The sequence below is a fragment of the Azohydromonas lata NBRC 102462 genome (genome assembly GCF_001571085.1).
In the GTDB taxonomy this organism is placed as follows: Bacteria; Pseudomonadota; Gammaproteobacteria; order Burkholderiales; family Burkholderiaceae_C; genus Azohydromonas; species Azohydromonas lata.
In genome coordinates this window covers 12,434-36,815 of sequence record NZ_BCTC01000051.1, presented here as the reverse complement: position 1 = coordinate 36,815, position 24,382 = coordinate 12,434, and the positions used below count along the sequence as shown (strand labels likewise).

The 24,382-nt window shown below is 66.8% G+C and carries 23 protein-coding genes and 1 pseudogene; 6 read left to right on the top strand and 18 right to left on the bottom strand.

Features of this window, described 5'->3' with window-relative positions:
- Positions 1-8 precede the first annotated feature (8 nt).
- The 15 genes from ALA01S_RS17820 to ALA01S_RS17755 all read right to left on the bottom strand — a co-directional run bounded on the left by ALA01S_RS17820 (position 9) and on the right by ALA01S_RS17755 (position 16,516).
- The gene (locus ALA01S_RS17820) at positions 9-3,029 is read right to left on the bottom strand and encodes an LPD7 domain-containing protein (RefSeq protein WP_066338941.1); all 3,021 of its coding nucleotides are present in this window, start codon (positions 3,027-3,029) and stop codon (positions 9-11) included.
- Positions 3,019-3,195 carry a hypothetical protein gene (locus ALA01S_RS33185; protein ID WP_157119097.1) on the bottom strand — a complete coding sequence of 59 codons (177 nt, stop codon included), beginning with the start codon at positions 3,193-3,195 and terminating at the stop codon, positions 3,019-3,021. Before ALA01S_RS33185 ends, ALA01S_RS17820 begins: the two co-directional genes overlap by 11 nt.
- 7 nt (positions 3,196-3,202) lie before the next feature.
- Complete coding sequence (locus ALA01S_RS17815) at positions 3,203-3,697, bottom strand: OmpA family protein (protein WP_066338939.1); 495 nt, start codon at positions 3,695-3,697, stop codon at positions 3,203-3,205.
- Entirely contained in the window at positions 3,654-5,990 is a 2,337-nt protein-coding gene (locus ALA01S_RS17810; RefSeq protein ID WP_066338937.1) for a type IV secretory system conjugative DNA transfer family protein, read from the bottom strand. Before ALA01S_RS17810 ends, ALA01S_RS17815 begins: the two co-directional genes overlap by 44 nt.
- The gene (gene virB11 / locus ALA01S_RS17805) at positions 5,987-7,042 is read right to left on the bottom strand and encodes a P-type DNA transfer ATPase VirB11 (RefSeq protein WP_066338934.1); all 1,056 of its coding nucleotides are present in this window, start codon (positions 7,040-7,042) and stop codon (positions 5,987-5,989) included. Before virB11 ends, ALA01S_RS17810 begins: the two co-directional genes overlap by 4 nt.
- Before the next feature lie 15 nt (positions 7,043-7,057).
- A complete protein-coding gene (locus tag ALA01S_RS17800; protein ID WP_066338932.1) occupies positions 7,058-8,497 on the bottom strand; it encodes a TraB/TrbI/VirB10 family type IV secretion system protein in 1,440 nt (479 codons plus the stop codon).
- Positions 8,494-9,417 (bottom strand): TrbG/VirB9 family P-type conjugative transfer protein, encoded by a 924-nt coding sequence (locus ALA01S_RS17795; RefSeq protein ID WP_066338925.1) that lies wholly within the window; start codon positions 9,415-9,417, stop codon positions 8,494-8,496. Before ALA01S_RS17795 ends, ALA01S_RS17800 begins: the two co-directional genes overlap by 4 nt.
- Positions 9,414-10,169: a VirB8 family type IV secretion system protein gene (locus ALA01S_RS17790; RefSeq protein ID WP_066338923.1), complete on the bottom strand. Its 756-nt coding sequence runs from the start codon at positions 10,167-10,169 to the stop codon at positions 9,414-9,416. Before ALA01S_RS17790 ends, ALA01S_RS17795 begins: the two co-directional genes overlap by 4 nt.
- Position 10,170: 1 nt before the next feature.
- Complete coding sequence (locus ALA01S_RS17785; RefSeq protein WP_157119096.1) at positions 10,171-10,890, bottom strand: type IV secretion system protein; 720 nt, start codon at positions 10,888-10,890, stop codon at positions 10,171-10,173.
- 17 nt (positions 10,891-10,907) lie between these two features.
- On the bottom strand, positions 10,908-11,945 hold the full coding sequence (locus ALA01S_RS31975) for a TrbL/VirB6 family protein (protein ID WP_084267683.1): 1,038 nt from the start codon (positions 11,943-11,945) through the stop codon (positions 10,908-10,910).
- A 360-nt stretch (positions 11,946-12,305) separates the two neighbouring features.
- Complete coding sequence (locus tag ALA01S_RS17775; RefSeq protein ID WP_066338919.1) at positions 12,306-14,789, bottom strand: VirB4 family type IV secretion/conjugal transfer ATPase; 2,484 nt, start codon at positions 14,787-14,789, stop codon at positions 12,306-12,308.
- A gap of 198 nt (positions 14,790-14,987) precedes the next feature.
- Complete coding sequence (locus ALA01S_RS17770; RefSeq protein ID WP_066338915.1) at positions 14,988-15,323, bottom strand: VirB3 family type IV secretion system protein; 336 nt, start codon at positions 15,321-15,323, stop codon at positions 14,988-14,990.
- A gap of 15 nt (positions 15,324-15,338) precedes the next feature.
- A complete protein-coding gene (locus tag ALA01S_RS17765; RefSeq protein WP_066338914.1) occupies positions 15,339-15,644 on the bottom strand; it encodes a TrbC/VirB2 family protein in 306 nt (101 codons plus the stop codon).
- Positions 15,644-16,120, bottom strand: coding sequence for a lytic transglycosylase domain-containing protein (locus tag ALA01S_RS17760; protein WP_066338910.1), 477 nt, complete (start codon positions 16,118-16,120; stop codon positions 15,644-15,646). Before ALA01S_RS17760 ends, ALA01S_RS17765 begins: the two co-directional genes overlap by 1 nt.
- A gap of 18 nt (positions 16,121-16,138) precedes the next feature.
- Complete coding sequence (locus ALA01S_RS17755; RefSeq protein WP_157119095.1) at positions 16,139-16,516, bottom strand: hypothetical protein; 378 nt, start codon at positions 16,514-16,516, stop codon at positions 16,139-16,141.
- Between the two features lie 307 nt (positions 16,517-16,823).
- Here ALA01S_RS17755 and ALA01S_RS17750 point away from each other — a divergent pair, with 307 nt between their 5' ends.
- Positions 16,824-17,474: a helix-turn-helix domain-containing protein gene (locus tag ALA01S_RS17750; protein ID WP_084267682.1), complete on the top strand. Its 651-nt coding sequence runs from the start codon at positions 16,824-16,826 to the stop codon at positions 17,472-17,474.
- A 435-nt stretch (positions 17,475-17,909) separates the two neighbouring features.
- Complete coding sequence (locus ALA01S_RS35235) at positions 17,910-18,110, top strand: 3-hydroxybutyrate oligomer hydrolase family protein (RefSeq protein ID WP_169805951.1); 201 nt, start codon at positions 17,910-17,912, stop codon at positions 18,108-18,110.
- A gap of 157 nt (positions 18,111-18,267) precedes the next feature.
- Here ALA01S_RS35235 and corA read toward each other — a convergent pair.
- Positions 18,268-19,235: pseudogene (gene corA, locus ALA01S_RS17740) on the bottom strand (magnesium/cobalt transporter CorA).
- 476 nt (positions 19,236-19,711) lie between these two features.
- Here corA and ALA01S_RS17735 point away from each other — a divergent pair.
- Positions 19,712-20,383: a hypothetical protein gene (locus tag ALA01S_RS17735; protein ID WP_066338903.1), complete on the top strand. Its 672-nt coding sequence runs from the start codon at positions 19,712-19,714 to the stop codon at positions 20,381-20,383.
- Entirely contained in the window at positions 20,352-20,753 is a 402-nt protein-coding gene (locus ALA01S_RS17730; protein WP_307189679.1) for a 2Fe-2S iron-sulfur cluster-binding protein, read from the top strand. The genes ALA01S_RS17735 and ALA01S_RS17730 overlap by 32 nt, the downstream gene beginning before the upstream one ends.
- A gap of 82 nt (positions 20,754-20,835) precedes the next feature.
- Here the strand turns inward: ALA01S_RS17730 and ALA01S_RS17725 are convergent, their stop codons facing one another.
- Positions 20,836-21,282, bottom strand: coding sequence for a hypothetical protein (locus tag ALA01S_RS17725; RefSeq protein ID WP_066338902.1), 447 nt, complete (start codon positions 21,280-21,282; stop codon positions 20,836-20,838).
- Between the two features lie 176 nt (positions 21,283-21,458).
- Between ALA01S_RS17725 and ALA01S_RS33170 the strand changes: the two genes are divergently transcribed.
- Together ALA01S_RS33170 and ALA01S_RS17720 are read left to right on the top strand one after the other, a co-directional pair.
- A complete protein-coding gene (locus ALA01S_RS33170) occupies positions 21,459-21,791 on the top strand; it encodes a hypothetical protein (RefSeq protein ID WP_157119093.1) in 333 nt (110 codons plus the stop codon).
- Complete coding sequence (locus ALA01S_RS17720; protein ID WP_066338900.1) at positions 21,788-22,063, top strand: ferredoxin family protein; 276 nt, start codon at positions 21,788-21,790, stop codon at positions 22,061-22,063. The genes ALA01S_RS33170 and ALA01S_RS17720 overlap by 4 nt, the downstream gene beginning before the upstream one ends.
- Positions 22,064-22,738: 675 nt before the next feature.
- Here the strand turns inward: ALA01S_RS17720 and ALA01S_RS17715 are convergent.
- Positions 22,739-23,590, bottom strand: a complete 852-nt coding sequence (locus tag ALA01S_RS17715; RefSeq protein WP_066338897.1) for a 3-hydroxybutyryl-CoA dehydrogenase — start codon at positions 23,588-23,590, stop codon at positions 22,739-22,741.
- Positions 23,591-24,382: the final 792 nt, after the last annotated feature.

The window sequence follows — 24,382 nt, the reverse complement described above, 5'->3', positions numbered from 1 at the left end:
GTTGCACCTCACCGGGCACGGGCGCGCGCCTGCGCCTGGCCTTGCTGCTGTGACTGACGGGCGGCGAACTCGGGCATACGGCTCATCGCGGCCCGGTCATACCGGGCGATGTTGGGCAGCGGCTTGCCCTGGGCCAGCAAGCCGTCCAGGCGCACCGACAGCCGCTCCATGATGCGGTCGCTCGATGCCTTGTCCATGTTGAGATCGCGAAGGCCGGCGCGCATGGCATTCATGACTTGAGTTTTCGTCGGTCCCTGCTGCGATGTGGCACCAGCCGGGCTGACGGCCGCTGCGGGCTGCGCGGGCCGCGGCGCCTGCTGCTGTGCTGGCTGCTGGGCGTCGGTCCTTGCCACCGTGTTTGACTGCTGCGCGCCTTGACGGGCGGCTACCCATTCCTGATCCGCCTTGGTCGGGGTGTAGCCCGACGAGGGCAGGCCGCGGGCCGCAGCCTCGCGCCACACGTTGCGTCGGAAGTCCTCCGTGCCCGCGAGCGCGAGTGCCTTCCAGCCCTTGGCTTGCGCGAGGTCCACGATGCCGCGCGCCACGTCGGCTTCGTTACGGTCCGTGGCCAGCTTCGAGCCCCGGTCCACGAACGCGAGCACCCCCGGCTCGCCACGGAAGCGGTATTCAGTGGAGTCGGCCGCGTGGCCCGCACGGACGATGAACCGCTCCGCCAGCGACGCCTTGAGGGCTTCGATCGCCAGGCGCTCAGCCTCGCGGCGCGCCTTGACCGCGGGAGGCTCCTCAATGGGCGGCGCCACGGCGGCCGGCTGCTGCGCCGGTCCGGAGGAGGGCGCCGAGGCCTGCTGCGCCGGCGTGCTGGACGGCGCAGGCGCCGGGTTGGCCGCGGCCGCGCGCACTTGGTCGATGCTGCTCACCGGGGTGCCGTTGACCGCCACGAGCACGTCGCCGGGCAGCACGCCCGCGCGGTTGGCTGCCCCCGAGACGCCGCCGACCAGGAGTCCACCCGCCAGGCCGGCGGCGCGCGCCTCGTCGCCCTGCAGCGGCCGCATCGTCAGGCCCAGCTCACGGCTGCTGCCGGCCTGCAGGCTGATCGTCTCGCGCTGGCCGCGGCGCATCACCTCCACCGTCACCGTGTCACTGGGGCCCGCGGCAGAAACAGCAGCACCGGCCGCTGGCGCATCGGCCTTGGGCTGCTTCGCAGCCACCGGCGCCTGCTGCGGTGTCGCCTTGCCCGCCCGTGCGGCCGCGGTCGCAGCCAGAGTTGGCACCTCGCCCACCCCAGGTGCAGCTTCGCCTTTCAAGGTCCCGGTGCGTCCCTTTGCAGCGGCGATGTGCTGCGCAGCGGCCTCGCCCACAACACGGCCGAGCTCGGCCAGCGGCACGCCCTTGGCCTCGATGATCGGTTCCTTGCCGTTGAAGCCGCGCAGGTCCACCACCTGATCGGTGCCCTGGCCGCGACGGTTGAACTTCACGGACTCGACCGCGGTGCCGTCGATGGCATACGCCAGGCCGTTGGCCGGCTCGACGCTGTTGGACGGCGTCGGCTGCGCGCTGGAGGCCGTCGTAGCGCCTTGCTGTTGCTCGGCCATGCCTTGCCCCTTCCTGGGCGCACGGCTCCTGGCCACGCTGGACGGCTCCTGCTTTTGTGCTGGACGCTGCTCGGCAGCTGCCTGCGGGCCTTGCTGCGCCGGCGCGGCCTTGACTGCCTTGGCAACCTCGGCCGCAGGAACGTCCAGTTGTTCGCCCCTGAACTCGCCCTTGCCGCCGTTGAACTTGGCGACTTCATGCCCCACCGTGGGACCGAGGATGCTGTTCAGCTCGTCCTTGTTGACGCCCGTGAACTGCGCCACCGGCTTGTCGCTGCGATCCAGCGCAGTGAGATCGACAAACACGCCGGTTTCCGTCGAGTGCTTCTCGAATGCGAGGCGTCCAACATCTACACCGTCGATCTGAAGGCGCATCAGGTTCATGACCGGTCCCTCTTGCTGCGGTTGAGTGGGGGTGGCGGATTGAGATGCCAAGCGCTTGTCGTACTCAGCCTTCCAGGCCTGGAACTCCTGCTGCCCGTCAGAGGTGGCTTGTGACGGGATTCCCAAGGTGGCGCGCACGCCAACGATGAAATTGGGCCGATCCTCAATGGGCAGGAACTCCAGTTCCTTGCCCATCGCCTTGATGACCTGCTTTGCCGTCTTGCCCTGCGCAAACTCCGCCTCGATGCCCGCGGTCAGCCCGCGACGGTCAGCGACGTCCCGGTGCCACTGGGCGTTCTCGTTCAGCCAGTGATGCCGGTTCGGGCCGACTTGCATGCGCGGCGGAGTGGCCGGCGGCTGTTCGACACCCACTGTTCCTGCGGGCTCCGAGGAAAGGGGCACAACGCGCTGACCGTTGTCCTGCGACGGCGTCGGTTCGCTGGCGGCCTGGGCCGCTGCAGGCGGCTGCTGCTCCTTCGGCTGCGGCTGCCGTGGCGCCTGCTGGGCGTCCAAAGCGATCCCGAAGCGGTACTCGTGCAGCCTGCGCGCCGACGCGAGGCTGGCGGTATCGGCCAGCGTGACCACCTGCCCCGTTTCGTAATCAACCAGGGTCGGCGCGTCGAAACGGGTGCCCACGTGGTCCATCCAGGCCTGCCGCGCCCGCTCGGGCCGCGCAAACGCCAGCGCTTCCAGGTCGTCGTAGGTGGCCCGCTCGAGCTTCCATACGCCGTCCGCCGTCCTGGGCTGGACCTTGTTCCAGTCCTCCACGGACTCCAGCCGCATGCGCAGCGAGGCATCGACCGCGGCGTAGTAGGCGTCGCGAAACCGCTCGCCTTCAATCGGCACCGGGTCCACGGCCTTGCGCTTGAAGATCCGCTCCAGCGTCGCGCCGGCGTATTCCTGCGCAAGGCGCGGCGACGTGCGCGCCACCACGGTCTCCGGCTGCCCGCGGACGAACCTGTGCACGCTGGGCATCTTGTCGGCGTCGGCCGCGTGGAACGCCGCGGCGACCTTGTCGGCGCTGGTGAAGATCCTGGTGTCCGCGCCAGGCATCCTCAGCTCGTAGCGGTTGGCCGGCAGCTTGTCATCCACCATGGCCGCCTCCGTGCAGGAGCTGCTCTTCAAGCGCGTCGAAGACATCGTCGATGTACATGCAAATGCACTCTTCCAGCGTCAGTGCCCGGGCTGCGTCGTGGCCTGGGCACAGGCGCTGCATCAGCGCCTGGTACGCCAGCCACTCCTCATAGGCCTCGCCGTGCATGGCGGCCTCACTGCGCGGCGACGAGGGCCGGCGGCTCGGGTGGCTCGACAGCCTGCGGCCGCACCGGGTACAGCTCGATCTCGACGCGGCGGTTGAGCCAGCGGCCGTCGGGCGTCGAGTTGGGCGCCACGAAGTCGCCCGCCCCCTGGTACGTGAGCCGGATGCGATCCATGGGCACGCCGCCCTTGATGAGCAGCAGCTGCGCGGCTTCCGCACGGCCCTGGGCCGCGCGGGCGTTGGCCACGTCGTCCCGGGCCGAGTCGGTACGCCCGCGCAGCACCACCAGCTGCGCCTGCCTGGCCGCGGCCACCAGCTGCGCCGCGGCCGCCGGCGCCAGCTCCAGCCTTGTGCTGCCCAGGGCGAAGCGGTACGTGTAGACGACGTTGCCGCCGGCGGCTGTGGCTGAGAGCCCGCCGCGGACCGGGCGCAGCGCCGCCGGCCGCATCGGGACAGCGTCCTCAGCGGCCAGCCGCTCGGCCGCCGACGCGCGCGCCGCGGCCACCAGATCCGCCGTTGCCCGCTGGATCTTTCCGGCCGCGTCCAGCATTTCCAGCCTGGCCGGATCGTTTGCCGGGCTGCGCGTGCGCTCGTCCGGCATCGGCGCCTTCGGCGGCGTCCCGCACCCCACCAGCGCCAGCGTCGCTGCCAGCGCCGCTGGCAGTATCAGTCGGTTCTTCATCAGCTACTCCTTCGCTCGGATGATCCAGAACGCCAATGTCAAGCTCCCGGTACAGGCCTGCGGGCTCCTGCAGCGTCGCCGCTGCCGCCGGGCTCGCGGGTGCCTGGCGCACCACGGCCAGCGGCGGCGGCTCGTCGCCTTCCTCCACCCAGTTCTCTCCTGCCTCGTCCACCAGGGCGACAGCCGAGGGCGCATCGCCAAGCCCGCCATCGAAGAAGTCGTCGATGAACGCGTCCACGCCCTCCGGCGGCACGACGCCGCCGGGCGGGCGCAGCGGCACCTTCACGCCGTGCAGCTCCTCCACGGGAATCAGCTCGGTCTCGCCCTCGCCGGGTTTGAGCGCGCGCCAGCGCATCTCGACGCGGGCGATGTGGGCACCCAGGTTGAGCGCCGGGATCCCGGGCGGCGCGATGACGCGGTCCTTGAGCAGCGGGTCCGCGTAGACCAGGGCCTTGTCCGCCAGTACCGGCCGCAGGCCCCGGAACAGCGCTATCAGCTTGTCCTCGTCCAGGTAGCGGATCTCGTCGGGCGTGAGCAGGTTGCGGCGCTGGATCGTGACGTTCTCGCCCGTGCTCGTGCCCTGGCCGCCGGTGTTGCGGCTGTGCGAGCGCACGCGCTCGTCGAGCGTGCCCAGGTCCTTGGCGTACGCTTCAGCCGTCGTCTCGCGCCGGGGCGCGAAGATGATCTGGCAGCCGTGGTTGTCGGCAATGATCTCGGCGCCCTTGTCGCCGTAGGGGATGGCCAGCTGCGCCTGCGTCTGGCAGACGCTGAGGAACCGCCAGCCGTAGGCCGCCAGGAAGCCGATGCCTTCGGCGTAGACGTTGATGCGCCCGGCCACCGTGAGCTCGTCGAAGATCCCCAGGCACTTGATGCGCGGCAGCGGGTCGTTCTTCGGCAGCCGCCGGCTGTTGAGGCTCACGACCTGCGACAGGAACGCGTTGAGCAAGATGCGCGACTGCTCCAGCTTGCCGAACGGCACGTGCGCGTACAGCGCCATGGGCTCGTACATCAGGCGCGACACGTCGAAGCTGCAGCCGCTGGTGGCGCAGTCCACCAGCGGGTCGTCGAACATCGACAGCGCGCCGGTGAAGGTGCTGAAGATGCTGACGAAGGTTTCCGGCGAATCGCCGCAGGCCAGCACCCGGCCCAGGAAGCGCTCGCAGGAGGCCGACAGGCGCCTGCCGGCCTTGTGCCGCGTGGTGATGAGCGCTTCGATGTGCTCGCGCAGTCCGTGTTCGCCACCGCCGCTGGCCAGCCTCAGCACCTGGCCCATGGTGCGCGGCATCTCCGTCTCGGGCGTTTCCAGCAGGTAAAGCCCCAGCCCGACGATGAGGTTGCGGCACTGCGTCTGGAAGAAGTTGGCGCTGCTGCCCTGGCCGTCCGGCGCGTCCGGGAACCACCAGTAGGCCAGCTCGAACAGGTCCCCGACCACGTGCGCCGCGTCGGGGCGGATGTAGGCCAGGAAGTTGTGCTGCCCGGTGCGCCTGCCATCGTCGTAGGGCGACCACACGCCCACCTTCTTGCCCATCCTGGCCTGCCATCCGGCCGAGGCCTCGAAGATCTCCAGGTCCTTCATGTCGATGACGAGCATCGACTCGCGCCACTCGATGGCGTTGGCAAGCACCACGCCCTGGGTCTTCTTCGAGCGCGTCGGCGCGCTCACCAGCACGAACTCCTCGCCGGGGTAGCTGATGTAGCGGCCACCGAGCTTGCCGATGATGATGCCGTCGCCCTTGAACAGCCCGTAGGCCTCCATCTCGCCGGTGGTGGCGAAGCGCGCGGCACCGTACAGCGGCCGGCCCTGCCTGGCATAGGCCCAGGCGATAAGCGGCAGGCCAAAAGCCATGCCGTAGCCCAGCGCCATGGCGCCCACGAGCTTCTTGCGCATGCCGTCGTCGCTGCCGTACTTGTCCCAGTACCGCCAGATGCTGCCGAGCTGCGCACGGCCCGGGTTGCTCAGGTTGAGGGCGTTGAACGTGGCGCCGCTGGCCCAGGTGCCGCCGGCGCCCAGCGCGAGCGTCGCGCCGGCGAGCGCGGCAGCCATGGCCACACGCCGGGGCGTGAGCCACGTCGGAAAGCGCCACGACTTCGGCAGCCTGGGGCGTGGCAGCTTCATGGCTGCGTCTCCGGCGCCATGTCTCGCTTGCCCTCGGGGTCGTACCAGATCTCCTGCACGAAGCGGCCGCTGCCGTCGTTGCCGAACTGGAGCACGATGTCGATGTTGCTCCTGAGCAGCTGCTCGACCTTGGCGTCCGGGATGCCGCGCCCCTGCGGCGACTCCTGCACCATCATCGACAGCTGGTCGAAGGCCATGCGCGGCGTCTTGCTGTGCAGCGTCGTCATGCTCCCGGGGTGGCCCGACATGCCGAAGCGGATCATGTAGTACGCCTCGGGCCCGCGCGTCTCGGCCAGCAGCACACGGTCCGGCCGGCCGCGCAGTGCAGCCATCAGCAGATCGTGCGGCGTCACGTCGGCCACGCTCTGGCCGCCGTCGCTCCAGAACAGGTGCACGGCGTTCTTGTGGTGGGGCGTCAGCAGCTCGGCCGCGCTCTCGACCGTGAACAGCCGCTCATGCAGCGGGATGAGCTCGGCCAGGGCCTTGAGGATGGTGGTCTTGCCGCAGCCGGTGTGCCCACCCACCAGCATGTTCTGCCTGGTGGCCATGGCAAGCTTCAGGAACTCCGGCACCAGGCCGCGCTTGAGCAGCTGCCGCAGGTCCTTCTCGTGCGGCTGCAGGTCGTTCGACGGCGGCACCACGCGCTGGAACAGGCCGCCGGCGGCCAGGTCGTCGAGCGTGAGCAGCCGGCTCGACGGGCGCCGGATCGTGACGGACACCGTGTCGCGCGGCACCGCCGGGGGCAGCGCAAACTGCACGCGCTCGCCGTCGGGCAGCACGGCGCCCAACAGGGGATGCGCGCTGCCCACGATCTGGCTGGTGGATGTTGCAACGGCAATGGCCAGCTGCACGCAGCGGTCGAAGGTGAGCACCGGCACGGCATGCGGCGCGTCCCATCCTTGGTGCCGCTCGACCCAGACCTCGCCGGGTCTGTTCACGCAGATCTCCAGCACATCGTCCTGGTCCAGCCACGGCTGCAGCGGCTCCAGCAGGTGGCGCACCATCAGCGCGTAGTCCTCGGCCTGGCCGAACGTGAAATCGTCTGCATCCATGGCATGCGCTCCCGTTCAGCGTGCGGCGCGCGTCGCCCGCAGCTGGTAGACCTTCTGGAACGAGATCGGAGACAGCGTCTCGATGAACACCGTGTCGCCCTGGTTCTTGGTCAGGATGGAGGGGATGTTCATGGTCTGGCGCAGCGCCTCTTGCGCCAGGCGGTCGCCCGTGTTGAGCGCACCCGTGCCGATGACGACCGTGTTGCCCTGGTTGTCGTCCCGGCCCTGGATCAGCGCCCGGGCCGCGTCGCTGAACACGCTCAGGAACAGCGCCGGGCCCAGACGCTGGCCCCAGCGGTTGTCGACGTGGCCCTGCACGCCGCCTTCGCCCAGCGGCCCGGCGGCCAGCGCATCCAGGCGCACGCGCACGCTGTAGGGCGCAGGCGTCAGCACCCAGAGCTCATCGAGCGCAATGGCCGTCGTGCCGATGCGCACGTTCGATGCGTTGTAGCGGCCGTAGACGACCGAGCCGCGGTCGATGAGCGTGATCTGCCCATCGGCGCCGCGCACGTCGCGCGTGACCATGCAGCGGAAATCGCCCGGCATCGCCGTGGCCACCTTCATGAGCATGCTGCACTCGATGCTGCGCGGCGGCATCACCAGGCTGTCGTCGGGCAGCTGCTGCGCCTCCACCATCGCTTCGAACGGGCGGGGTTGCCCGGCAGCACCAGCACCAGCACCAGCACCGGCATTTGCAGCCGCGGTGCCCGGCGCCACCACCGGCGCATGGGGCTGCCCAGGTGCAGGCGCTGCGGGTGCAGCCGGGACGGCCCCCGGCTGCTGCAGGGCGGGTGCGCTCTGTGCCGCCTCGATCTGCTGCATGGCCCGGTCGAGCTGCCGCTGGTTGTTCGCCAGCCGCTCCATGAGCCGGGCGCGCTCGGCGGCGGTATCGCTTTGCAGATAGCCCGGCCCGCTGTCAGCCACCCGCACCAGCATGTGGCCCAGGCCCGAGATGATCATCATCGGCGCGTCCCTCGGGTCGCGCACCTGGCGCGGCCGGGCCTGGCCACCCGAGCCGCCGCCTCGCTGTCCACCCGCGCGCTGGTTGCAGGGCTGGCCCTTGATGCAGATGGGCTCGATGTCCTCGTCTGGCGCGGGCACGGTGGGTTTGGAAGCTGCTGGCGCCGGTGCCGGCGCTGGGGCAGGGGACGCAGCCGCTTGTGCTGGTCCAGGGGCCGGCATCCGCGCCGGCTTGCCGCGGGAAGTGCTCGATGCCGGCTTGGGCGCTTCCTGCTCGGCCTTGGGCAGCGGCAGCAGCGACTGCAGGCCATAGGCCTTCATCCACCACACGCCGGCGCCGGCTGCCAGCGTCGCCGCACCCAGCAGGCTCAGGGTGAGTGTCGTCTTGCGGCGCGACCAGCGCTGCTGCGCCAGGTCGGCGACGCGGGGGATGTCGACGGCACCCGCGGGTTCGGCCGGCTCCACGGTGTTGACAGTGGCCTGTGCTGTGCTCATCGCTGGTCCTCCCGAAAACCGCCGGTGCGCTTGTCGCGCACGATGCGCTGCACGCCCTCGGCCACGCTGCCCTTGGGCGCGCCGCGGCCCTGCACGTCGAACGCCTGGTTGGTGATGGACACCACCTGCGTGTCGCCCCGGCGCAGCATCAGGCCGCGCGCCACGCGATCCACCACCAGCAGGTTGAAGCGGGGGTCGAAGCGCGGGTTGACCTGCTGCTCCTTGCCTCCAGGCAAGACCTCGAACACCGCGGGCACCGGCATGTGGCCGGGGTACTCCAGATACGTCGAGGCACCGTCGTCCCACACGGCGGCGGGCACGATGTCCTCGGAGCCCTGGCCCCAGGCCTTGGAGTAGTCGCCGTTGGCGACGACCGGCCGCAGCGACAGCCGCTGCTCGATGATTTCCTGCTCGGTGGGCAGCAGTTCCTGCGCGGCCGCCAAGCGCCGCCGCATGTCCTGGTCAGGCCCGCCGGCTTGCCCGGCCGGTGCCGAGCGGATCTCGACGCGGCGCGAGGCCTGCGCCGGGTTCGCCACCACGTCGAACTGCAGGGCGTAGTTCCTGCGGTTGGTCTGGAACGCGACCGGGTTGGGCAGCGTCGCGGGGCCCACGGGCTTGACGAAGATCGAGCCCTGGCCTTTGGGCCCGCACAGGTCCCATGCGTCCATTGGCAGCGCATCCGCGCCGCCCTGGGGGGTAGGGCTGACACTGTTCTTGGCCGCGCTGCGGCATACCGAGGCGAGCCCGGCCGCCAGGTCCGTCGTGATCGTCTCGCCCGGCTCCAGCAGGACATGGGTCGGGACACCCCTGGCGACCGGAATGCGGATGACCTGCTTCGGGTCGTACACCACCTCCGAGATCGGCGCAGCCGTCGCGGCCTGCGCTGCCGCGGCGAGCAGAGCAAGCGTGGCGGCTTTCACGGTACGGTCCTTGCAACCTTGCCCGCCGGGGCGGCGTCGCCGTAGTCCAGGTCGGACTGCTCGGCACGGACCAGGAACCCGAAGGGGTTGTCGTCGCGCTCATCCTGGCGCAGCCGCATCCTGAGCTCGCGCGTGTACTTGATGCGGACCATGAACCGCTCGGATTTCGGTTGCTCGCTGGCAGCGCGGCCATCGAGCCAGGTGTCGGTCACTGTGATCGCCACCTCGGCCACGCGCAGGCCGGCGCCGTTGGGCCCGAGCAGCCGCGGCTGGGCCACCTTCACCTTGCGGCGCAGCTTGTCGCCATACTTGCGGATCAGCCCTTCCTCGCCGCGCGCCTGGTCGCCGCGCAGCTGGCGGTCATACGTGGCGAACACCTCCTCCGTGCTCAGGCGGCTGACCAGCTGGCGGTCCTCTTCCGCAAACCACCACAGGTAGCGGTAGCGGGCCTCGACGTAGCGCTTGAGGTCCGCGCGGTCCAATGCCTCCTGCTGCGTCATGCGGTCGGTGTCCAGCGTGGTGTGCACGTTCACCACGCCGTCGGTGATCTCGAACGGCACCGGGATGGGCCTGAAGCACAGGTAGGCCACCACCACGGCCGCCCCACAGAACAGCATCGAGCCGGTGGCCATCCACGTCGTGCGGCGGCACGTGCGGTCCATGCGGCCCTGGATGTGCTCGATGAGCGCGGCCTGCTGCTGCTGGGTCAGGCCCACCTCGGGCAGGTCGTCGGTTGCTTGCTTGGCCGCCATGTCACGGCTCCTCCGAGCGAATGCGCAGGCCGCCCGGCCGGTCGAGCATTTCCAGGGTGGTGGCGTGCTGGTTGGCCTGCGCGATGCGCTGGTCGTTCTCGACGGCCGCCTTGAGCGCCGTGATGCGGTTGTTCTCGTGCGTGAGCGCCAGATGCTCGCCCTGCAGCCGCGCGTCGAGCTGCGCGATGGCGGCCGGATCCGTGGCGGCCGAGATTGCATCCATGAGCTTCTGGATCTGCCCTAGCCGGCCGCTCTGGGCAGCCAGCGACTGGCGCAGCAGCTGCGCATTGGCGTACGGGCGGGCGATCTCGGTCTCGCAGACGGAGCGCGGCTGCGCTGCAAGGCTGGAGCACCGGTCGAGCATACCCGGCGGCATCAGCGCCCGGGCTTCGGGCGTCAGGCCTGCGAAGCCGCGTGCCGCCACATCGGCCAGTTGCTCCAGGGCGTTGAGCGGCACGTAGTTGTCGTAGCGGCTGTCGCGCAGCAAGCCGGCCATGCCGCGGTTGCCTGTCACGGCCCCGAAATCCCGGTCCATGCGGTCGAGCTGGTCAAGCTGGTACAGGAGCGACTTGCCGTTGTCGATGAGCTGCTGAGCCCAATGGATGCTTCCCGGAAGGTCCGAAGTTATGGTCACGGGTATCTGGGCGTGGGCCGAAGGGGTTGCCATGAGCGCGGCGAACGACAGGCTCACGGCAGCAACGGTAGACGTTGACGACTTCATGGCGATCTCCAGCTGAATCACGAGCGGCTACGGCCCCAGGCCGCCATGCGCTGATAAGCCGTGTGAGCGGCACTGCCGGCCATGTGGCCCAACGCGTACGGCACGTGATTGCTCGCGGAGTTGGGCAGGTTGGGCATGGAACCGCCACTGGCGCCACCTCGGGCGAGCAGGTATGTATTGGCGGCCGACTGCATGACGCTGGTGCCGAGTTGCATCGGGGCGCCGCCGGTAATTGCGGCTGACCACGCCGGCGCATTGAGCAGTACAAATGCCAAGCCGACCATGATCACGCAGTAGGAGCCGGCTAGCTTGATGAGGTTGTCGGCTTCCATGCCATCAGTTACCCCCGATGCGATGGTTCCGCTGACATACATCGAAAAGCCGAGTGCGAAGAACACCATCCAGAGCAAAACGACGGTCGAGGCGAGCATGTGCAGCCAGCCCTTGAAGAAACCGGAGCTTTCTTTATGTAGGAGGGTCAGGATGAACAGCGGCCCAATTGCAAGAACGAACGTGCGATGGATCTTTGCAACGAGGCAGACGTATAAGGCGATGCACTCCAGTGCCAAGTTGCCAACAGCAATCAATGCCAAAGCTAGCAGGTAGATTGGCAGTGACAGCGTGAGCGCATTGACCTTGGAAATGTTGATTACGAGGCCCCAAGCCCGAGCATCGAAGTCCGCAAGCACGCTCCATACTGTGGGGCTGGCACCGCCTGCACCATCCAATGGCGTATCGCCTGGTGCGAAAAGACCAGTGAAGCCATTGGCCATCGCGTCCGAAACGTTGACAACACTACTAGCAAAGAATGCCGCGTTGCACGCGAACACCAGAACCCACACCTTCTTGAAGGATTGTGATGTCAGCGTTCCCACAGGGTTCGCAACCAGGCCGCTTGCAGTCGCGCTCCCAGTAAGCGCCAGCCACAAGGTCATGCCGGCAGCAGCGATGCCAGTTAACCAGCCGGCCAGTTTGGATGTGATGTTTGTGATGTAGCCCAGAGCAAGCCCATCAACGGCTTGGCCAAGCCACAGGAAGACTGGTACGTCGCCCATGGTGGTTAATCCTGCACGCGTGTATTAGGAAGGTCCCGGATACCGACGCATTTCTCAAGACTCACTGCGTCTGGGCATTTAAGCCAGCGGTTCCCCTCGAATCGGACAAACGCACGCGGCCGCCGATCCTGACCACGCACATACGGGCGGCACATCGCGTCGATATAGGGATTGCGGCACTCCACCAAGCCGTTGTTTGTACGAATCACATACGCAGTCCATCGCGTTCCCTTGGCCCAAGGGTCAGGCAAAGGCTGAGCGGGGATCTCTGGTTTCGGAGGCAACGGAACCTCTGCATTGACCAAGGTACAGGTGAGCGCCACCATCACGGCAATAGCCCTTTTCATTGCGCACCTCCAATCAACGTGCGCCCGTTTGGCGCGCCTTCAGATCCCGCACGGCCTGGCCCAGCAGGGGCATCCAGTCCTTGGGGTCGTCGCCCACGCGGCTGCGAATCTCGTCCAGCATCTCGACGTGCTCGGCCTCGCCGGACAAGATGACGATAGGGTCCACGCCGTCGATAGGCTCAATGCCCGTCAGATCGTGCTCCAGCACGATGGACGGGCCCACGCTGGGCTGGCGCAGAAGAAAGCGGTACACGCCCCCTTCGCGCAGCGTGCGGATGATGTCCACGTCCTCGGTCGAGTAGCCCATCCGGCCGTAGACCTCATAGGTTGCCTGCTCATCGGCCAAGGCAATGAACGTGGCAGCCTGGTTCACCATCGTCTGGCCGGCCCGCGAGTTCATGAACGCCGTCGGCTGCTGCGTCACGTTGATGCACAGGCCGTGCAGCTTGCGCACGGTGAGCTGGAACTTCTCGAACATGCTCGCCAGCCGCTCGTTGTCCAGCGGTTTCCAGGCCTCTTCACACACCACGATGATTCGGCGCCCGTCAATCATTTCCTGCGCGAAGTCGGTCAGCGCAGCAACGAGCGGGCCGCAGACGCGCTTGTTGTCCAGGAACTCGGTGAAATCGAATGCGATGCGGTCCGCTTCGCTGGCGTCCGGCAGGTGATCGTCGCCATCGAGGACCCAGCCCAGCTCTCCGCCGCGGCACCACGGCGCCAGCCGGTCGTACAGGCTCGATCCTTCCCCGTGCAGGCCTTTGGTCGGCAGCATCTGGCGCACCGCGCTGAGGCTGCGCTTTTGCCACGGCAGGTTGGCCACCGCCTTGATCGCCGTACCGAGCCAGTTGTCCTCGGCGTCGGTCAACGGCGTTCCCGACTGGGAAACCAGGCACTCCTGGACGATGGCCTTCCAGCGCAGCAGGTGTCGGGGGCGGATAGCCTTGTTGCGGGGTCGCTGGAAAGGATTGATTCCCGTGGCCTCACCGTTGCGGATCCTGCGGTAGTCGAATCCGCTGGCCCGCGCAAAGATCTCGTTGCTGCGGTCCATGTCCCACAACAGGATGCGCGGCCGCGGGTCGTAGCGCTCGGACTGCGCATCGATCAGGTTCAGCAGCAGCGACTTGCCGCCGCCGGTCATGCCCGTGATGCTGATGTTGCCGGTCACTGGCCGGCCTGACACGTTGCGCCTGGGATGCGAGGCGTGCGGGCTCCAGGGATACTTGCGGTTGCTCGTGGTGCGGTTCTGCATCCACGCTTCCCCCCAGGCGTGTCCCCAGCGCTTGCCGTGCAGCGTGTCGTGGTCGGGCGAGAGCGCGGCCACCGCGCGGGACGACAGCTCGGCAATACGCGGGCGCTTGCTGAAATTGCCCGGCACCTGGAAGTACCACGCGTTGTCGGCCAGCAGGTCGACGCGGGCCAGCTGGATGCCGCTGGTCTGCATCACCGCTGCGGCGATGCGGCTGGCGTTGGCTTCGGCGTCTTCCAGCGTCGCGCCGAACACAGAGATCACATAGCCGTAGTGGCCCATGTTGATGATGCCGTCCTGCACGGCTTCCATGGCCTGCAGCAGCGCGCGGCCCTGTTCGACGCTCACATCTTCAGTGGCCCGGAGGTAGTTTTGCTGCCGCTGCAGCGCTTCGATGCTGTCGCGGCGCAGCATCGGCCACCAGACCTGCGTCTGCAAGAACTCCACGCGCTCGAACATCAGGGAGTTCAGGATGCCTGGGTACGCATCCTTGAATTCATTGATACTGAGCATCACTGCCCAGCGCTTGCCAAGCGGACCAGCAATCTCGACTGCACCGCGCTTGCAGGAAATGCGGCCGGCGCCAGACAGCGCGAGAAACAGCGGCCCGGCGTCGGCGCGAACACGCACGCGCAAGCCAGTGGCGAAGTACGCCAGGGCTTCCGCAAAATGAGAATAGCGCCGGCCCTTGATCTCGTACTCGCCGAGCACAGCGGGCAGGAACTGGCGCAGCGCGCGTTCAAGCACCAGGCCGTGCTCGTCGAGCGCGCTCGTTCCCTGGGCGTCGTCTTGTCCGACCTGCTCCAGCGTTCGCGGGTCGCCCAGCCCGTCGAGCACGCGCTGCGGGATGTACTCCAGCACGGTGATGAGGCAGGTTTCCAGATACGGCTTCGTCTGTTCCAGCTTGGCCAGTGACTTGTCGATCTTGGCCCCGAACGAGTTTCCCGGGATCGGCGTGAGCCGTCCGCAGGTGTACCGCTGATCAAGGTAGCGGCTCACGCACCAGTGGCCACCAGCCAGGCTGGAGAGGAACGCGCAGATGGCTTCGTGATACTCGGCAATCTTGTCGGGGCTGATTGATTCCCAAGACACGCCTTCCAGCCGCCAGGCCCGCAGGTACGTGCCTCTTCGGGTCTTGATGGTGTCGGCCCTCAGGATGTGCCCCAGGGGCAGCATGCGGGCCGCGGCGACGGACGCCGGCGGCACAAACCGTGTGAGCCACGGCGACAGCCAGGGGAACTTGAACCACATTACTCGTCTCTCCGCTGTGACCGTGGTCCGGGCGTGCCGGCTTGCAGCGCAGACGCGGAGCCGGCGCCGACGGGCTCTCCTGTGACAAGGCGCCGGTAACGCCCTCCAGCGCGTGCGAAGACCTCGTTGCTGCGGTCCGCATCCCACAACAGAATTCTCGGACGCGGACCGCGATTGCTGGCCTGCAATGCAGGCGGCTCAGTTGACGTAGTCATCAGACTGTCCAGCATTGACAAGGGGGCCGTAGCTGCGGCACTTGAAGATCCGCGAGCTGCGCAAGTGCAGCCATCCCAGCCAGAAAGCGGCAAGCATCTGGTCGATGCGTTGGTCATCTTTGTGGGTCGCGAATCGCATCCATCCCAGCAACGCCGACCCTCCCAGGATGGCGAAGAACGCGATCCAGCCGTTGTGCAGCACAAGCGCGCCCCACATGCCTACCTGGATGGCAGCGAAGATGGTCCAGAATCCCGCCTTGAGCGGGACACCGAACTTCAGGGCCGGCCTCGTAGCGGCCTTGTAGATTGGTTCCAGCATGCTGTTGCGCCAGGCTCAGGCCGCGATGAACAAGCCGGCGGCAACCATGATTGCGCCGCCCACGGCCGCTGGAATGCCCTCGGTCCAGTGAGCCCGACCAGAAGCGAACTTGCCGCCAAACAGGCCGAAGCAGATGGTGACGAACGCGCCGGCGCACGCGATGACGTAGCCGGCGATCTGCGCCAGCAGGTTCTTTGGCTCGTCCGGGAGCGTGATGCCCTGGGCACAGGCCAGTGCCGGTGCACCTATCAAAACGGCAAGCTGCACCCATGTGATGATTTGCCGCAGGGACACGCTTCCGGTTTTGTCCGCAACTTTCATCATTCACTCCTTGGGGAGGTTGAAGACCGAATGGCTGCGGCAGCCCGCAAAACTCGAGTGACATAGCCATTGTGAAAACCGCCAGTGAAACTGCCGGTGTTGAAACACGAGAGGGCTTCCCTGAGCGCCATTTGAGGATTCCTTGACGGTGCCCGCTTGAAGCAGTCCACCAGGACCGCCTGGGCCGCACGCAGGTTGGTGCAGCGGTCAAAGACGTTGTCGGCACTGAGACCCAGCCTGGACCAGTTCGACGAGTTGATCTGGCCGTGGCCGGCGTCGATGTCGTAGCCCAGTCTCACGAGGTGGCGGGCCGTGACGGCGGCCTCGGCTTGGCTGCGCGGCTGGCGCACAAGTTGGTAGCCGCGGTTGATATTGATGACCCAGGGGTGGCCGCCGGACTCGACTCGCACGATGGCTTGCATGGTCAGCCGATCGACATCCGGCGCGCAGCGCTCGATGTATGCGAGCAGGTCCATGGACGCCCCGACGGGTTGCTACTGATCGCTGCCGGAAGGAACGGTGCCCGGCGGCGGCTGTGTCGCCTGCCAGGCGAAGTAGTCCGAGTCGTAGCGGGCGTCCATGAACGAGCCGTACTGCAGTCGGGCCGCGGCGCTGTACCAGGTACTGGTTGTCTCGCCGTCGGGGAACCACCACACGCGCACGTACGGCACGCCGGCTTGGATGACGTTGACCACGCCTGCGGCATTGCAGCCCACGGCTGTGCGGTTGCCGTAGGGGTCGTACTCCCAGACCGTGTACTGTGGCGGGCAGTCCGTGGCAGATGCCCAGCTGTGATACGTGGTGTTGTTGCCGTCGGTGGCTTGGTCGCAGTGCGGGATGCCGTGGCGCAACGCTCGGCGCACATCAGGCACGCATTCGGGGATCGAACGCCACGGCCCCGCCAAGCAGAGGATGACTTTGCATCCATCTGCTGCTGCGACTGGGAGCACGAGGACCCCAACTGCAGCCGCGGCAATCCACTTGAGGGATAGCGCCATTGCCAGCTCCTACAACAAGCTGTCTTTACGCGTGAGCACTGTCCCCGAAAGTCAGGAAACAGGCTTTATTTCCCTCAGAACTTCTTTGTTGGAGATATTAGTGCCAGCGCTCACCGACTAGCAAGACGCCGGCATACAGCCTGTGTAACGAAATATTCTGACAGCAAAAAAAGCGGACTGCATGCACAAGCGCACCACTACCATTCGCACCACTGCGCGCTGCAGGCTGCCGCCCGGGGAGCGCAAAGTGAATCGTCCCGAAGCAAGAGGAGCCGTCTTCAATGCACAGAACAAGCACTCGGTAACAGTTGCACCATCAATGATTACAAAAAAGAAGGAGCAGCCTTGTTTTGTTGAGGACTCAACCGAATCCTGGGCGCGTTGTGTCCGCGAGCTGATGCAGCGCCACGACGTGAGCAGCCGCAAGTTCGGCCGCCTCGTCGGCGAGGTCCTTGGCATGGAATACATGGCTGGCTATCGCCGGGCATGGGGCAAGCATCCGTGGCGACTGGACGAGATCGAGAAGATCGCCAGCCACTTCGGAGAGACGGCAGCGCAAGTGCTCGAGCCATTGCTGGCACAGCCGGCGGAGCCGGCTGTGCTGATGGTAGGCAGCTTGAAAGTGAAGTGCACGGCCGTGCTCGGAAAGCAACTGGCCCCGCCGTTCACGGATCAACTGGTTGCCATTGGCGGGTTTGACACCTGGCTGATCCTGCCCAGCGCTGACATTGCTCTGCCGGCTCGGGAAGTGCGCAAGATTGTTTTCAGCTCTTCTACTCCTGCCTCCGAGCCAACGTCAACGCAGGAGCCTCTCGACGACAAAAACCGTTAGGTATAGGCGCCCGCATCGGCTGAAAGCGGGCGTGCGGACCGCAGTCGGCTGTTGACCAGATATCTTCCCCTGGGGAAAGAAGCCGGCGATGCTGTGCCGTCTGATGCCATTGATCGTGGACCTTGGGCCATTCGGTAGCAATGGGTTTTTCCCGCCAGGCCGTGGTTTCGGCCTTGCTAGGACTATCCCGTATTGCCCTGCCTGACGGACTGCGTCAGCCGCGTCTTGCCCGTCGCAATGCAGCGGCGGATAGTGCATTTGCGCGATTGAGGAAGTCGCAGGCCTGAGCTCCTTAAGGGTACCAGCCCGTCGATGGAGACAGATTCGCGGCCTGTTGACCAGCCACGTCCGCAGCGTGCCAGCTTTCAACCCTCACGCTGCTCACCGCCGGCCCGGACGGCGGGGCCGCGCACCGCTGTCGGCACGGCCACACCCGTGGCCACCGGGATGGCGCTGGGCCGGCGCGCGCTGGCGGGCATGGGCGAGCTGCATATGGCCGGCGACCTGCGCGGCAAGCCCACCGTGATCCTGCACGCTGACACTGATGCGCTGCTGCCGGTGAATCAAATCTCGCGTCCGTACACGCCTTCAGCGCCGCGCGCGAGCCGGTCAGCCGCATGCGCCATTTCGATGTGATGGATGGCACCCGCTTCGACACGCCCGTGGTCCTGTATCTGCACATGCCGGTCCGCTGCACGTCTACAGCCTGCGCGCGCTGGACCTGATGCAGGCGCACGTCACGACGGGTGCCTCGCTGCCGCCGTCGCAGGTGGTGCGGGCCACGCGGTGCCTTTCACAGCCAGCCCACACGCCTGAAACGGCGGTACAGCAGCACGCAGGTGAGCACGATGGCGCCCAGCGCCACCGGATAGCCGTATGTCCACCTCAGGTCGGCATGTGCTCGAAGTTCATGCCCCAGACGCCGGCGAAGGCCGTGGCGGCGGCAAAGATGCCGGCCCAGGCGGCCAGGCGCTTGGTGATTTCCGACTCCTCGATGGTGACCATGGACAGGTTCACCTGGATGGCCGTGCCGATGGTCTCGCGCAGGGACTCCAGGCTGGCGTTGATGCGCTGCAGGTGGTCGTAGATGTCGCGGAAGTACTCGCGGTTGCCCTCGCACACCGCCGGCACGCGTCCGCTCCAGAGCTTGGCGGTGGACTCCAGCAGTGGCGTGACGGCGTGCTTGACGGTCGTGATGCGCTGCTTGAGCGCGTAGAGCTGCTGCACGTTGCGGCGTCCTGCACCGGCCTCGAAGATGGCGGCCTCGATGGCCTCAAGCTCCGTCTCCAGCGACTCGATGACGGGGAAGTAGCGATCCACGACCGCGTCCATCACGGCGTAGAGCACGAAACCCGCGCCATGGCGCAGCAGGTGCGGTTCGCGCTCTGCTCGCGCCCGCACGCCCAGGAGGCTGTGGTGGCTGCGGTTGCGCACCGTGAGCACGAAGTTGGGCCCGACAAAGACGTCCACCTCGCCCACATGGAGCTGGTCTTGCGCATCGAGCTCCAGCATGTGCACGACGACGAACAGCGTGTCGCCGTACTCCTCAACCTTGGGACGCTGGTGGCCGCGGCTGGCATCCTCCACGGCCAGATCGTGCAGTGCAAATTCCTGTTGCATCGTGGCGAGCTCGGCGTCGCTGGCATCGCGCAGCGCCACCCAGACGAAACAGTCGGGCTTCTTGACGTATTGGCTGATGTCCTGGACCGGTATGTCGGAGAGCTTCTTGCCTTCCTGGTAGGCGACGCAGTTGATGAGCAGGGCAGGGCAGGGGACAAATGGACCTGTGGGGCTCCATACCGCTGGAACCCCGTGCAGGCATGGTCCTCCCGCGCCCGCTGTCGCGGCACGAGGTCCTTCCCGGTACCCGGACGATGTCCGCGGCTCAGGGCTCGAACCCTTAGCCGATGCCGGTTTCCGTCACCGGGTGATGTGACCCGGGCCGGATCGTGCCCGCTCTTCTTGCGCAGCTGCACCATGTACACGCGCAGCTACTACGTGTCCTCGCCATGGCCCGGGCCCCGCACGCCCTGTTGCAACTCCCCGGGAAATGCACCGTACCTGCCTGGAGGCCGCCGTCGGGCGCGTGAAACCGCGCCGAGAACCGGTCGCAAGATGCCACGCCATGCCCTTGGCAGCGGCCGGGGATCGAATGCCATGGGTATGCCTTGAGAGCCACGCCACAGCAGGCATCATGTCGTCTGTAGGCAGGCAACCGGCTGCCCCGACTCATTCCCATGCGGCAACAGGCCATGAACCAGGACAGGGCTCGCGACTTTTGGAAAACGGTACTGGACGGCCAAGCTGCGCTGTGCGCGTTGCTGGACGCGTCGACCACCGATGATGGGTGTGAGGAAGCCGAGCAGCTCCTGCAGACGCTGCGCGACGCCGCCACCGACATTGATCCGCTGCTGATAGTCGAGGCGGATCCGGTGCCGGCCAGCGACAGCGCCGTCCTGCGCATCGTCATCGGTTGCGACAACGATCCCGAAGGCATCGAGGCAGTGCGGGAGCTCGTGGCCGCAGCGCCGGCGATGCCGCCGCGCATCCAGATCTGCGCCTTCGAGCCGCCGCTGCCCAAGGAGATGGCACGCAATCTGACCTGGGTGAACGTCATCGGCACGAAAGTCCAGGCTCAGAAGGTATGCTTCATGGCCGAGCCCAGCACAGCAGTGCCTGGCACCTTCGACCTGACCAGCTTCGTGCCGAGCTCGGCCGTGTGCGAGTTCGATCCGAAAGACATCCCCGGTGCCTTGGTGACCCGGTTCATCCTGGACATGGGCATCGGCGAGCTGCGCTTGATGACGCGCGTGCACAGCATCGGCGTCGCGGTGACGGACCAGCCCCCGCCTGAAGCCGTCCCGGCCTGGGACCTCGTTGAGATCATCGACAGCGCGCCGGCGCACTGAGTCCCCGGCACAAGCCGGGCCAACAGCCCTCGCACCTGGGACCCAATGCCGGGCTGTACGCCGGTACCCGAACGGGCCGCAACATGGGCAGGGCGCTGCGCATCGAACCGCTTGGCAGCAGCATCGTCGTGGAGAAGGCCAGACGCTGCTGGAGGCAGCGCTGGCGCAGGGCATCCGGCTGCGCAGCGGTTGCCGCATCGGCAACCGCCGCGAGTGCGTCGCCCGGGTTGTTGAGGGTCGGGTGCGCTACCGCATCGAGTGGCCCAAGCTTTCGCCCGAAGAACAGGCCGCGGGCTTCACCTTGCCCTGCGTGGCGCAGGCGGAGACCGACGTGGTGCTGGTGCAGCCATGGATGGACCTCAGGGGCTGAATCTCGTGCGTACAGGCGCGGCCACACCGCCGCGGCCTGGCGTCCAACGTGAAGCTCCCAGAGGCGGCGTCAACCCGCGAGCTCAGCCGGCCATGCACAGCAGCGGCAGCGGCGCGTGTGCCGAGCCCGTGGGCCGGCCTTGGGCATCAAGCTCGATGCGGCCCAGGAGCCCGCACGGGTGGTTCGAGTGCCACATCGAGATTTTCAGCACCACCGGTGCCAGCGGCCCATCGGCGCTGCCCCGCATCACCCTCCCGAGCCCGACCTCCACAAACGTCAGCGCGCACGCCCCTTGAACCTCCTCAAGGGCCCGCGCGACGAACTGGACCTGCCTGGTAACGTTCTCCTCGCCCCAGGCCAGGTCCAGCACTGCGCGCCCGATGCCCCGATCCAGCTCCTCGCTGCGGTAGGCGATCCACCTCAGTCGAAAACCCGACAAACGCACGCCGGGCGCGCAATACCGTGCCGCAAACCAGTCATAGAAGGCACGCAACTCCTGCGGCGGCCGGGGATCGAAAGTGTCTGGCATGCTTTTGAGCGTGTCACAGGACCCGCAGGCATTTCAGCTGGTCCGTTCGTCAGGACGCGCGCACAAGATGCCGCCTTGCGCCCTGAACCCGCCGGCATGACAGGTGAGTGGCCAAACTGCGCCAGCTTGTACGGCCGTGCCAGCACTGCAGCTGCGGCAGGGGATGCATGCGCAGGATGGACGCACTGCAGCGCCTTTCTGAAATAATCCGAACCTTCCCAGTGCTACCGAAAGCAGCCGTCGTGCAAGGCCAACCGGATGCCCAGACCGCGTGTTCTCCAGGTTTCCGGGTTGCCCTGGCACTGGCCATAGCGGCGCTCGTGACAACGGTGTCCTGGCGGTGGATGGGCGGTTTCAGCAACACGCTCGCGGACCTGCGCACGCTCGGGATGGCAATACTTGCGGCGGGGTTCGCCTACTGCTGGGCTGGACGATTTCTACTACTGTTCGCCGTGGGCATGGCGCCGGTGCTGGTACTGCTGGCGCTTCTCGCGCACTGGCTGCCATGACTTTCGCCGTCACCGAGGCCTGTGTAGGCTGCAAGGACACCGCCTGCGTGGCGCCGTGCCCCATGGGCTGCTTCCTAGAGGGGCCCGACGTGCTGGCCATCGAGCCCAGCGAATGCATCGACTGCGCCATGTGCGTGCCGGAGTGCCCGGTGGATGCCATTCGCGCCGACGTCGAGCTCGATGCGCCGCAACAGGACTTCGTTGCGCAAACCCTGCAGCGGGCTCACAGGGCCGGCTGGCCTCGGCCCACTCGGCCACTGGCCAGAACGTGATGAGCGCCCAAGGAAGCCAGCACTCCAGGCAGCTGTTGATGCTGCAGGCGGCAGCGCTCGGCGCAGGCCACGGGCCGCAGCAGGTGTGCGCACTGGCGACCGTAGTCTCGCCCGCGATGGCTGCGCAGTGCACTGTCTCTGTTTGACGGCGCAAGCCGTGGCCGGCTCGAGCTGCAGTTCGGGCTCAGCGTGCTTGTGTTCGGATCAGCAGTCGAGCGCTGTGCGACGTTGCTGCGGATTGGATCCGATGCGCTGTCGCACGGCCTGGGGAAATCCTGTCCCGGCCGGATCGTAAGGGCTGCCATCCAGCTGTCAGCTTGAGGCCAGATTCTCGGTACTCCGATCAGTCAAGCATCGGCGCCGCGGTGCGAATGGCTCAATGGATTCGTCCTGCGTCAATGGCTGTTATGTCAACTTAAGTTGATTTAGCAACTTTTTAATTTGACGTAAGCGAACCTTGTCGTGATCAGTTTCCTTCAGCATGCATTGTCATTTCCGTTCCCTGACTGACAGTGTGTACCGCAGCAGCTTCAACGGCGGCTGCGGGCAGCGGCGGACGGCGTGGAGCGAGGCACGGCGGAGCCTGTAGAGCACCACTCGCGGGCATCGTGTCTCGGCAGTGCCATGGAAATGGCATGACCACGCGCTTCACCCGTGCGCGGTCGGGCTACGCCTTCAGTCGTAGCTATAGAAGCCGCGTCCGCTCTTTCGACCCAAGCGGCCGGCCTGGACCATCTCGCGCAGCAGCAGCGCGGGACGGTACTTCGGGTCGCCGAAGCCCTCGTGGAACACCTCCATGATGCTGAGCATGGTGTCCAGCCCGATCAGGTCGGCCAGCGCCAGCGGGCCGATGGGGTGGTTGCAGCCCAGCTTCATGCCCGCGTCGATGTCCTCGGCCGTGGCCAAGCCCTCCTGCAGCACGAAGATGGCCTCGTTGATCATCGGGCACAGGATGCGGTTGACCACGAAACCGGGGCTGTTCTTCACCGTCACCGGCGTCTTGCCCACCGCCTGCGCGAAGGCCGCGGCCAGCGCGTGCGTCTCGTCGGAGGTCTGCAGGCCGCGGATCAGCTCCAGCAGCCCCATCAGCGGCACCGGGTTGAAGAAGTGCATGCCGATGCAGCGCTCGGGCTTGTCCAGCACCGCGGCCAGCTGCGTGATCGAGATCGACGAGGTGTTGGAAGCGATCACGGCGTCGGCGCCGACGATGGCCTCGACCTGGCGCAGGATGCGCAGCTTCAGGTCGGGGTTCTCGGTGGCGGCCTCGATGACGATCTGCGCGTCCTTGAGCGCGGCGTAGTCGGTGCTGCCCTGCACGCGGGCCAGCGCCTCATCCTTCTGCGCGGCCGTGAGCTTTTCCTTCTTCACCAGGCGGTCCAGGCTGCCGGCGAGCGTCTTCACGCCGCGCTGCACCGCCTCGTCCGAAATGTCCACCATCACCACCTGCAGCCCGGCCACGGCGCACACCTGCGCGATGCCGTTGCCCATGGTGCCCGCGCCAATGACACCGATGCGTTCGAGCTTCATGTTGTTCCTTTCGTCTACTTTAAAAATTGAGAACTGCATGTATTGGCGGCACTTCATGCGTAAGGTGAACAGTGCGCCACGGTCACGAAGATGCCCTGGCTCAAGCTCCCCGCCTTGCCATGGCTTGCTCACAGCCGCTATCGACCGATCTCGATAAACCACTCGTTGCAGGCGTCGGTGTGCAGGTTATGGCAGTTCCCGTACGCGGTAATCAGCGCTACCTCATCATGGCAGCAAGCCAGCGTCGGCACCACTTGACCCAACGTACTGCCATCGATCTGGCAGCCACGTCGCGCGGCCGACAAGCCGCGAGTTCCCTCCGCCCAGTGCGATGGCCTGTGCGTGGGGCCATCGACGAAGAGGCTTGAAAACGGGCTCGCGAGCGTTACCCCGGCTGGTCGAGAAGGCCGATGCGGACTCGCCCGAGCAGTACAGGCCGAACCGGCAAGCAGCCGCTTGGGACCACAGGGCCTGCGCGCGCGGTGTCCGGACTGACCGCTGCGATGCTTCACGGACGTGGATGATGCCGATGGCCCTGGGAACAACTGCAGTACAGGCTCCGCCTGCAAGCCAAGCGACATGGCTACCAAGCTCGATCGTGGGCAGCGAACGCGGGCCCTCTTGGGGCCGCCCACTCCAGCGGGCAATACATGCTGGAAACGACGGGCGCCAAGCCATCTGACCGCCTGCTACAGGTTGGCTGCCCGTGATGGAAGGCGGGCCACTCAGCCATGGAGAACGCGAGAAAGAGGCTTGCTTTAATAGACACTTTTTCCAATACTGTCTTATATT

Bases quoted from the DNA above. Each gene is read 5' to 3' on its own strand.
- ALA01S_RS17820 (WP_066338941.1), bottom strand. From the start codon at position 3,029: ATGGTGGATGACAAGCTGCCGGCCAACCGCTACGAGCTGAGGATGCCT.
- ALA01S_RS33185 (WP_157119097.1), bottom strand. From the start codon at position 3,195: ATGCACGGCGAGGCCTATGAGGAGTGGCTGGCGTACCAGGCGCTGATG.
- ALA01S_RS17810 (WP_066338937.1), bottom strand. From the start codon at position 5,990: ATGAAGCTGCCACGCCCCAGGCTGCCGAAGTCGTGGCGCTTTCCGACG.
- virB11 (WP_066338934.1), bottom strand. From the start codon at position 7,042: ATGGATGCAGACGATTTCACGTTCGGCCAGGCCGAGGACTACGCGCTG.
- ALA01S_RS17800 (WP_066338932.1), bottom strand. From the start codon at position 8,497: ATGAGCACAGCACAGGCCACTGTCAACACCGTGGAGCCGGCCGAACCC.
- ALA01S_RS17790 (WP_066338923.1), bottom strand. From the start codon at position 10,169: ATGGCGGCCAAGCAAGCAACCGACGACCTGCCCGAGGTGGGCCTGACC.
- ALA01S_RS17785 (WP_157119096.1), bottom strand. From the start codon at position 10,890: ATGAAGTCGTCAACGTCTACCGTTGCTGCCGTGAGCCTGTCGTTCGCC.
- ALA01S_RS31975 (WP_084267683.1), bottom strand. From the start codon at position 11,945: ATGGGCGACGTACCAGTCTTCCTGTGGCTTGGCCAAGCCGTTGATGGG.
- ALA01S_RS17775 (WP_066338919.1), bottom strand. From the start codon at position 14,789: ATGTGGTTCAAGTTCCCCTGGCTGTCGCCGTGGCTCACACGGTTTGTG.
- ALA01S_RS17770 (WP_066338915.1), bottom strand. From the start codon at position 15,323: ATGCTGGAACCAATCTACAAGGCCGCTACGAGGCCGGCCCTGAAGTTC.
- ALA01S_RS17765 (WP_066338914.1), bottom strand. From the start codon at position 15,644: ATGAAAGTTGCGGACAAAACCGGAAGCGTGTCCCTGCGGCAAATCATC.
- ALA01S_RS17760 (WP_066338910.1), bottom strand. From the start codon at position 16,120: ATGGACCTGCTCGCATACATCGAGCGCTGCGCGCCGGATGTCGATCGG.
- ALA01S_RS17750 (WP_084267682.1), top strand. From the start codon at position 16,824: ATGCACAAGCGCACCACTACCATTCGCACCACTGCGCGCTGCAGGCTG.
- ALA01S_RS17735 (WP_066338903.1), top strand. From the start codon at position 19,712: ATGCGGCAACAGGCCATGAACCAGGACAGGGCTCGCGACTTTTGGAAA.
- ALA01S_RS17725 (WP_066338902.1), bottom strand. From the start codon at position 21,282: ATGCCAGACACTTTCGATCCCCGGCCGCCGCAGGAGTTGCGTGCCTTC.
- ALA01S_RS33170 (WP_157119093.1), top strand. From the start codon at position 21,459: ATGGACGCACTGCAGCGCCTTTCTGAAATAATCCGAACCTTCCCAGTG.
- ALA01S_RS17720 (WP_066338900.1), top strand. From the start codon at position 21,788: ATGACTTTCGCCGTCACCGAGGCCTGTGTAGGCTGCAAGGACACCGCC.
- ALA01S_RS17715 (WP_066338897.1), bottom strand. From the start codon at position 23,590: ATGAAGCTCGAACGCATCGGTGTCATTGGCGCGGGCACCATGGGCAAC.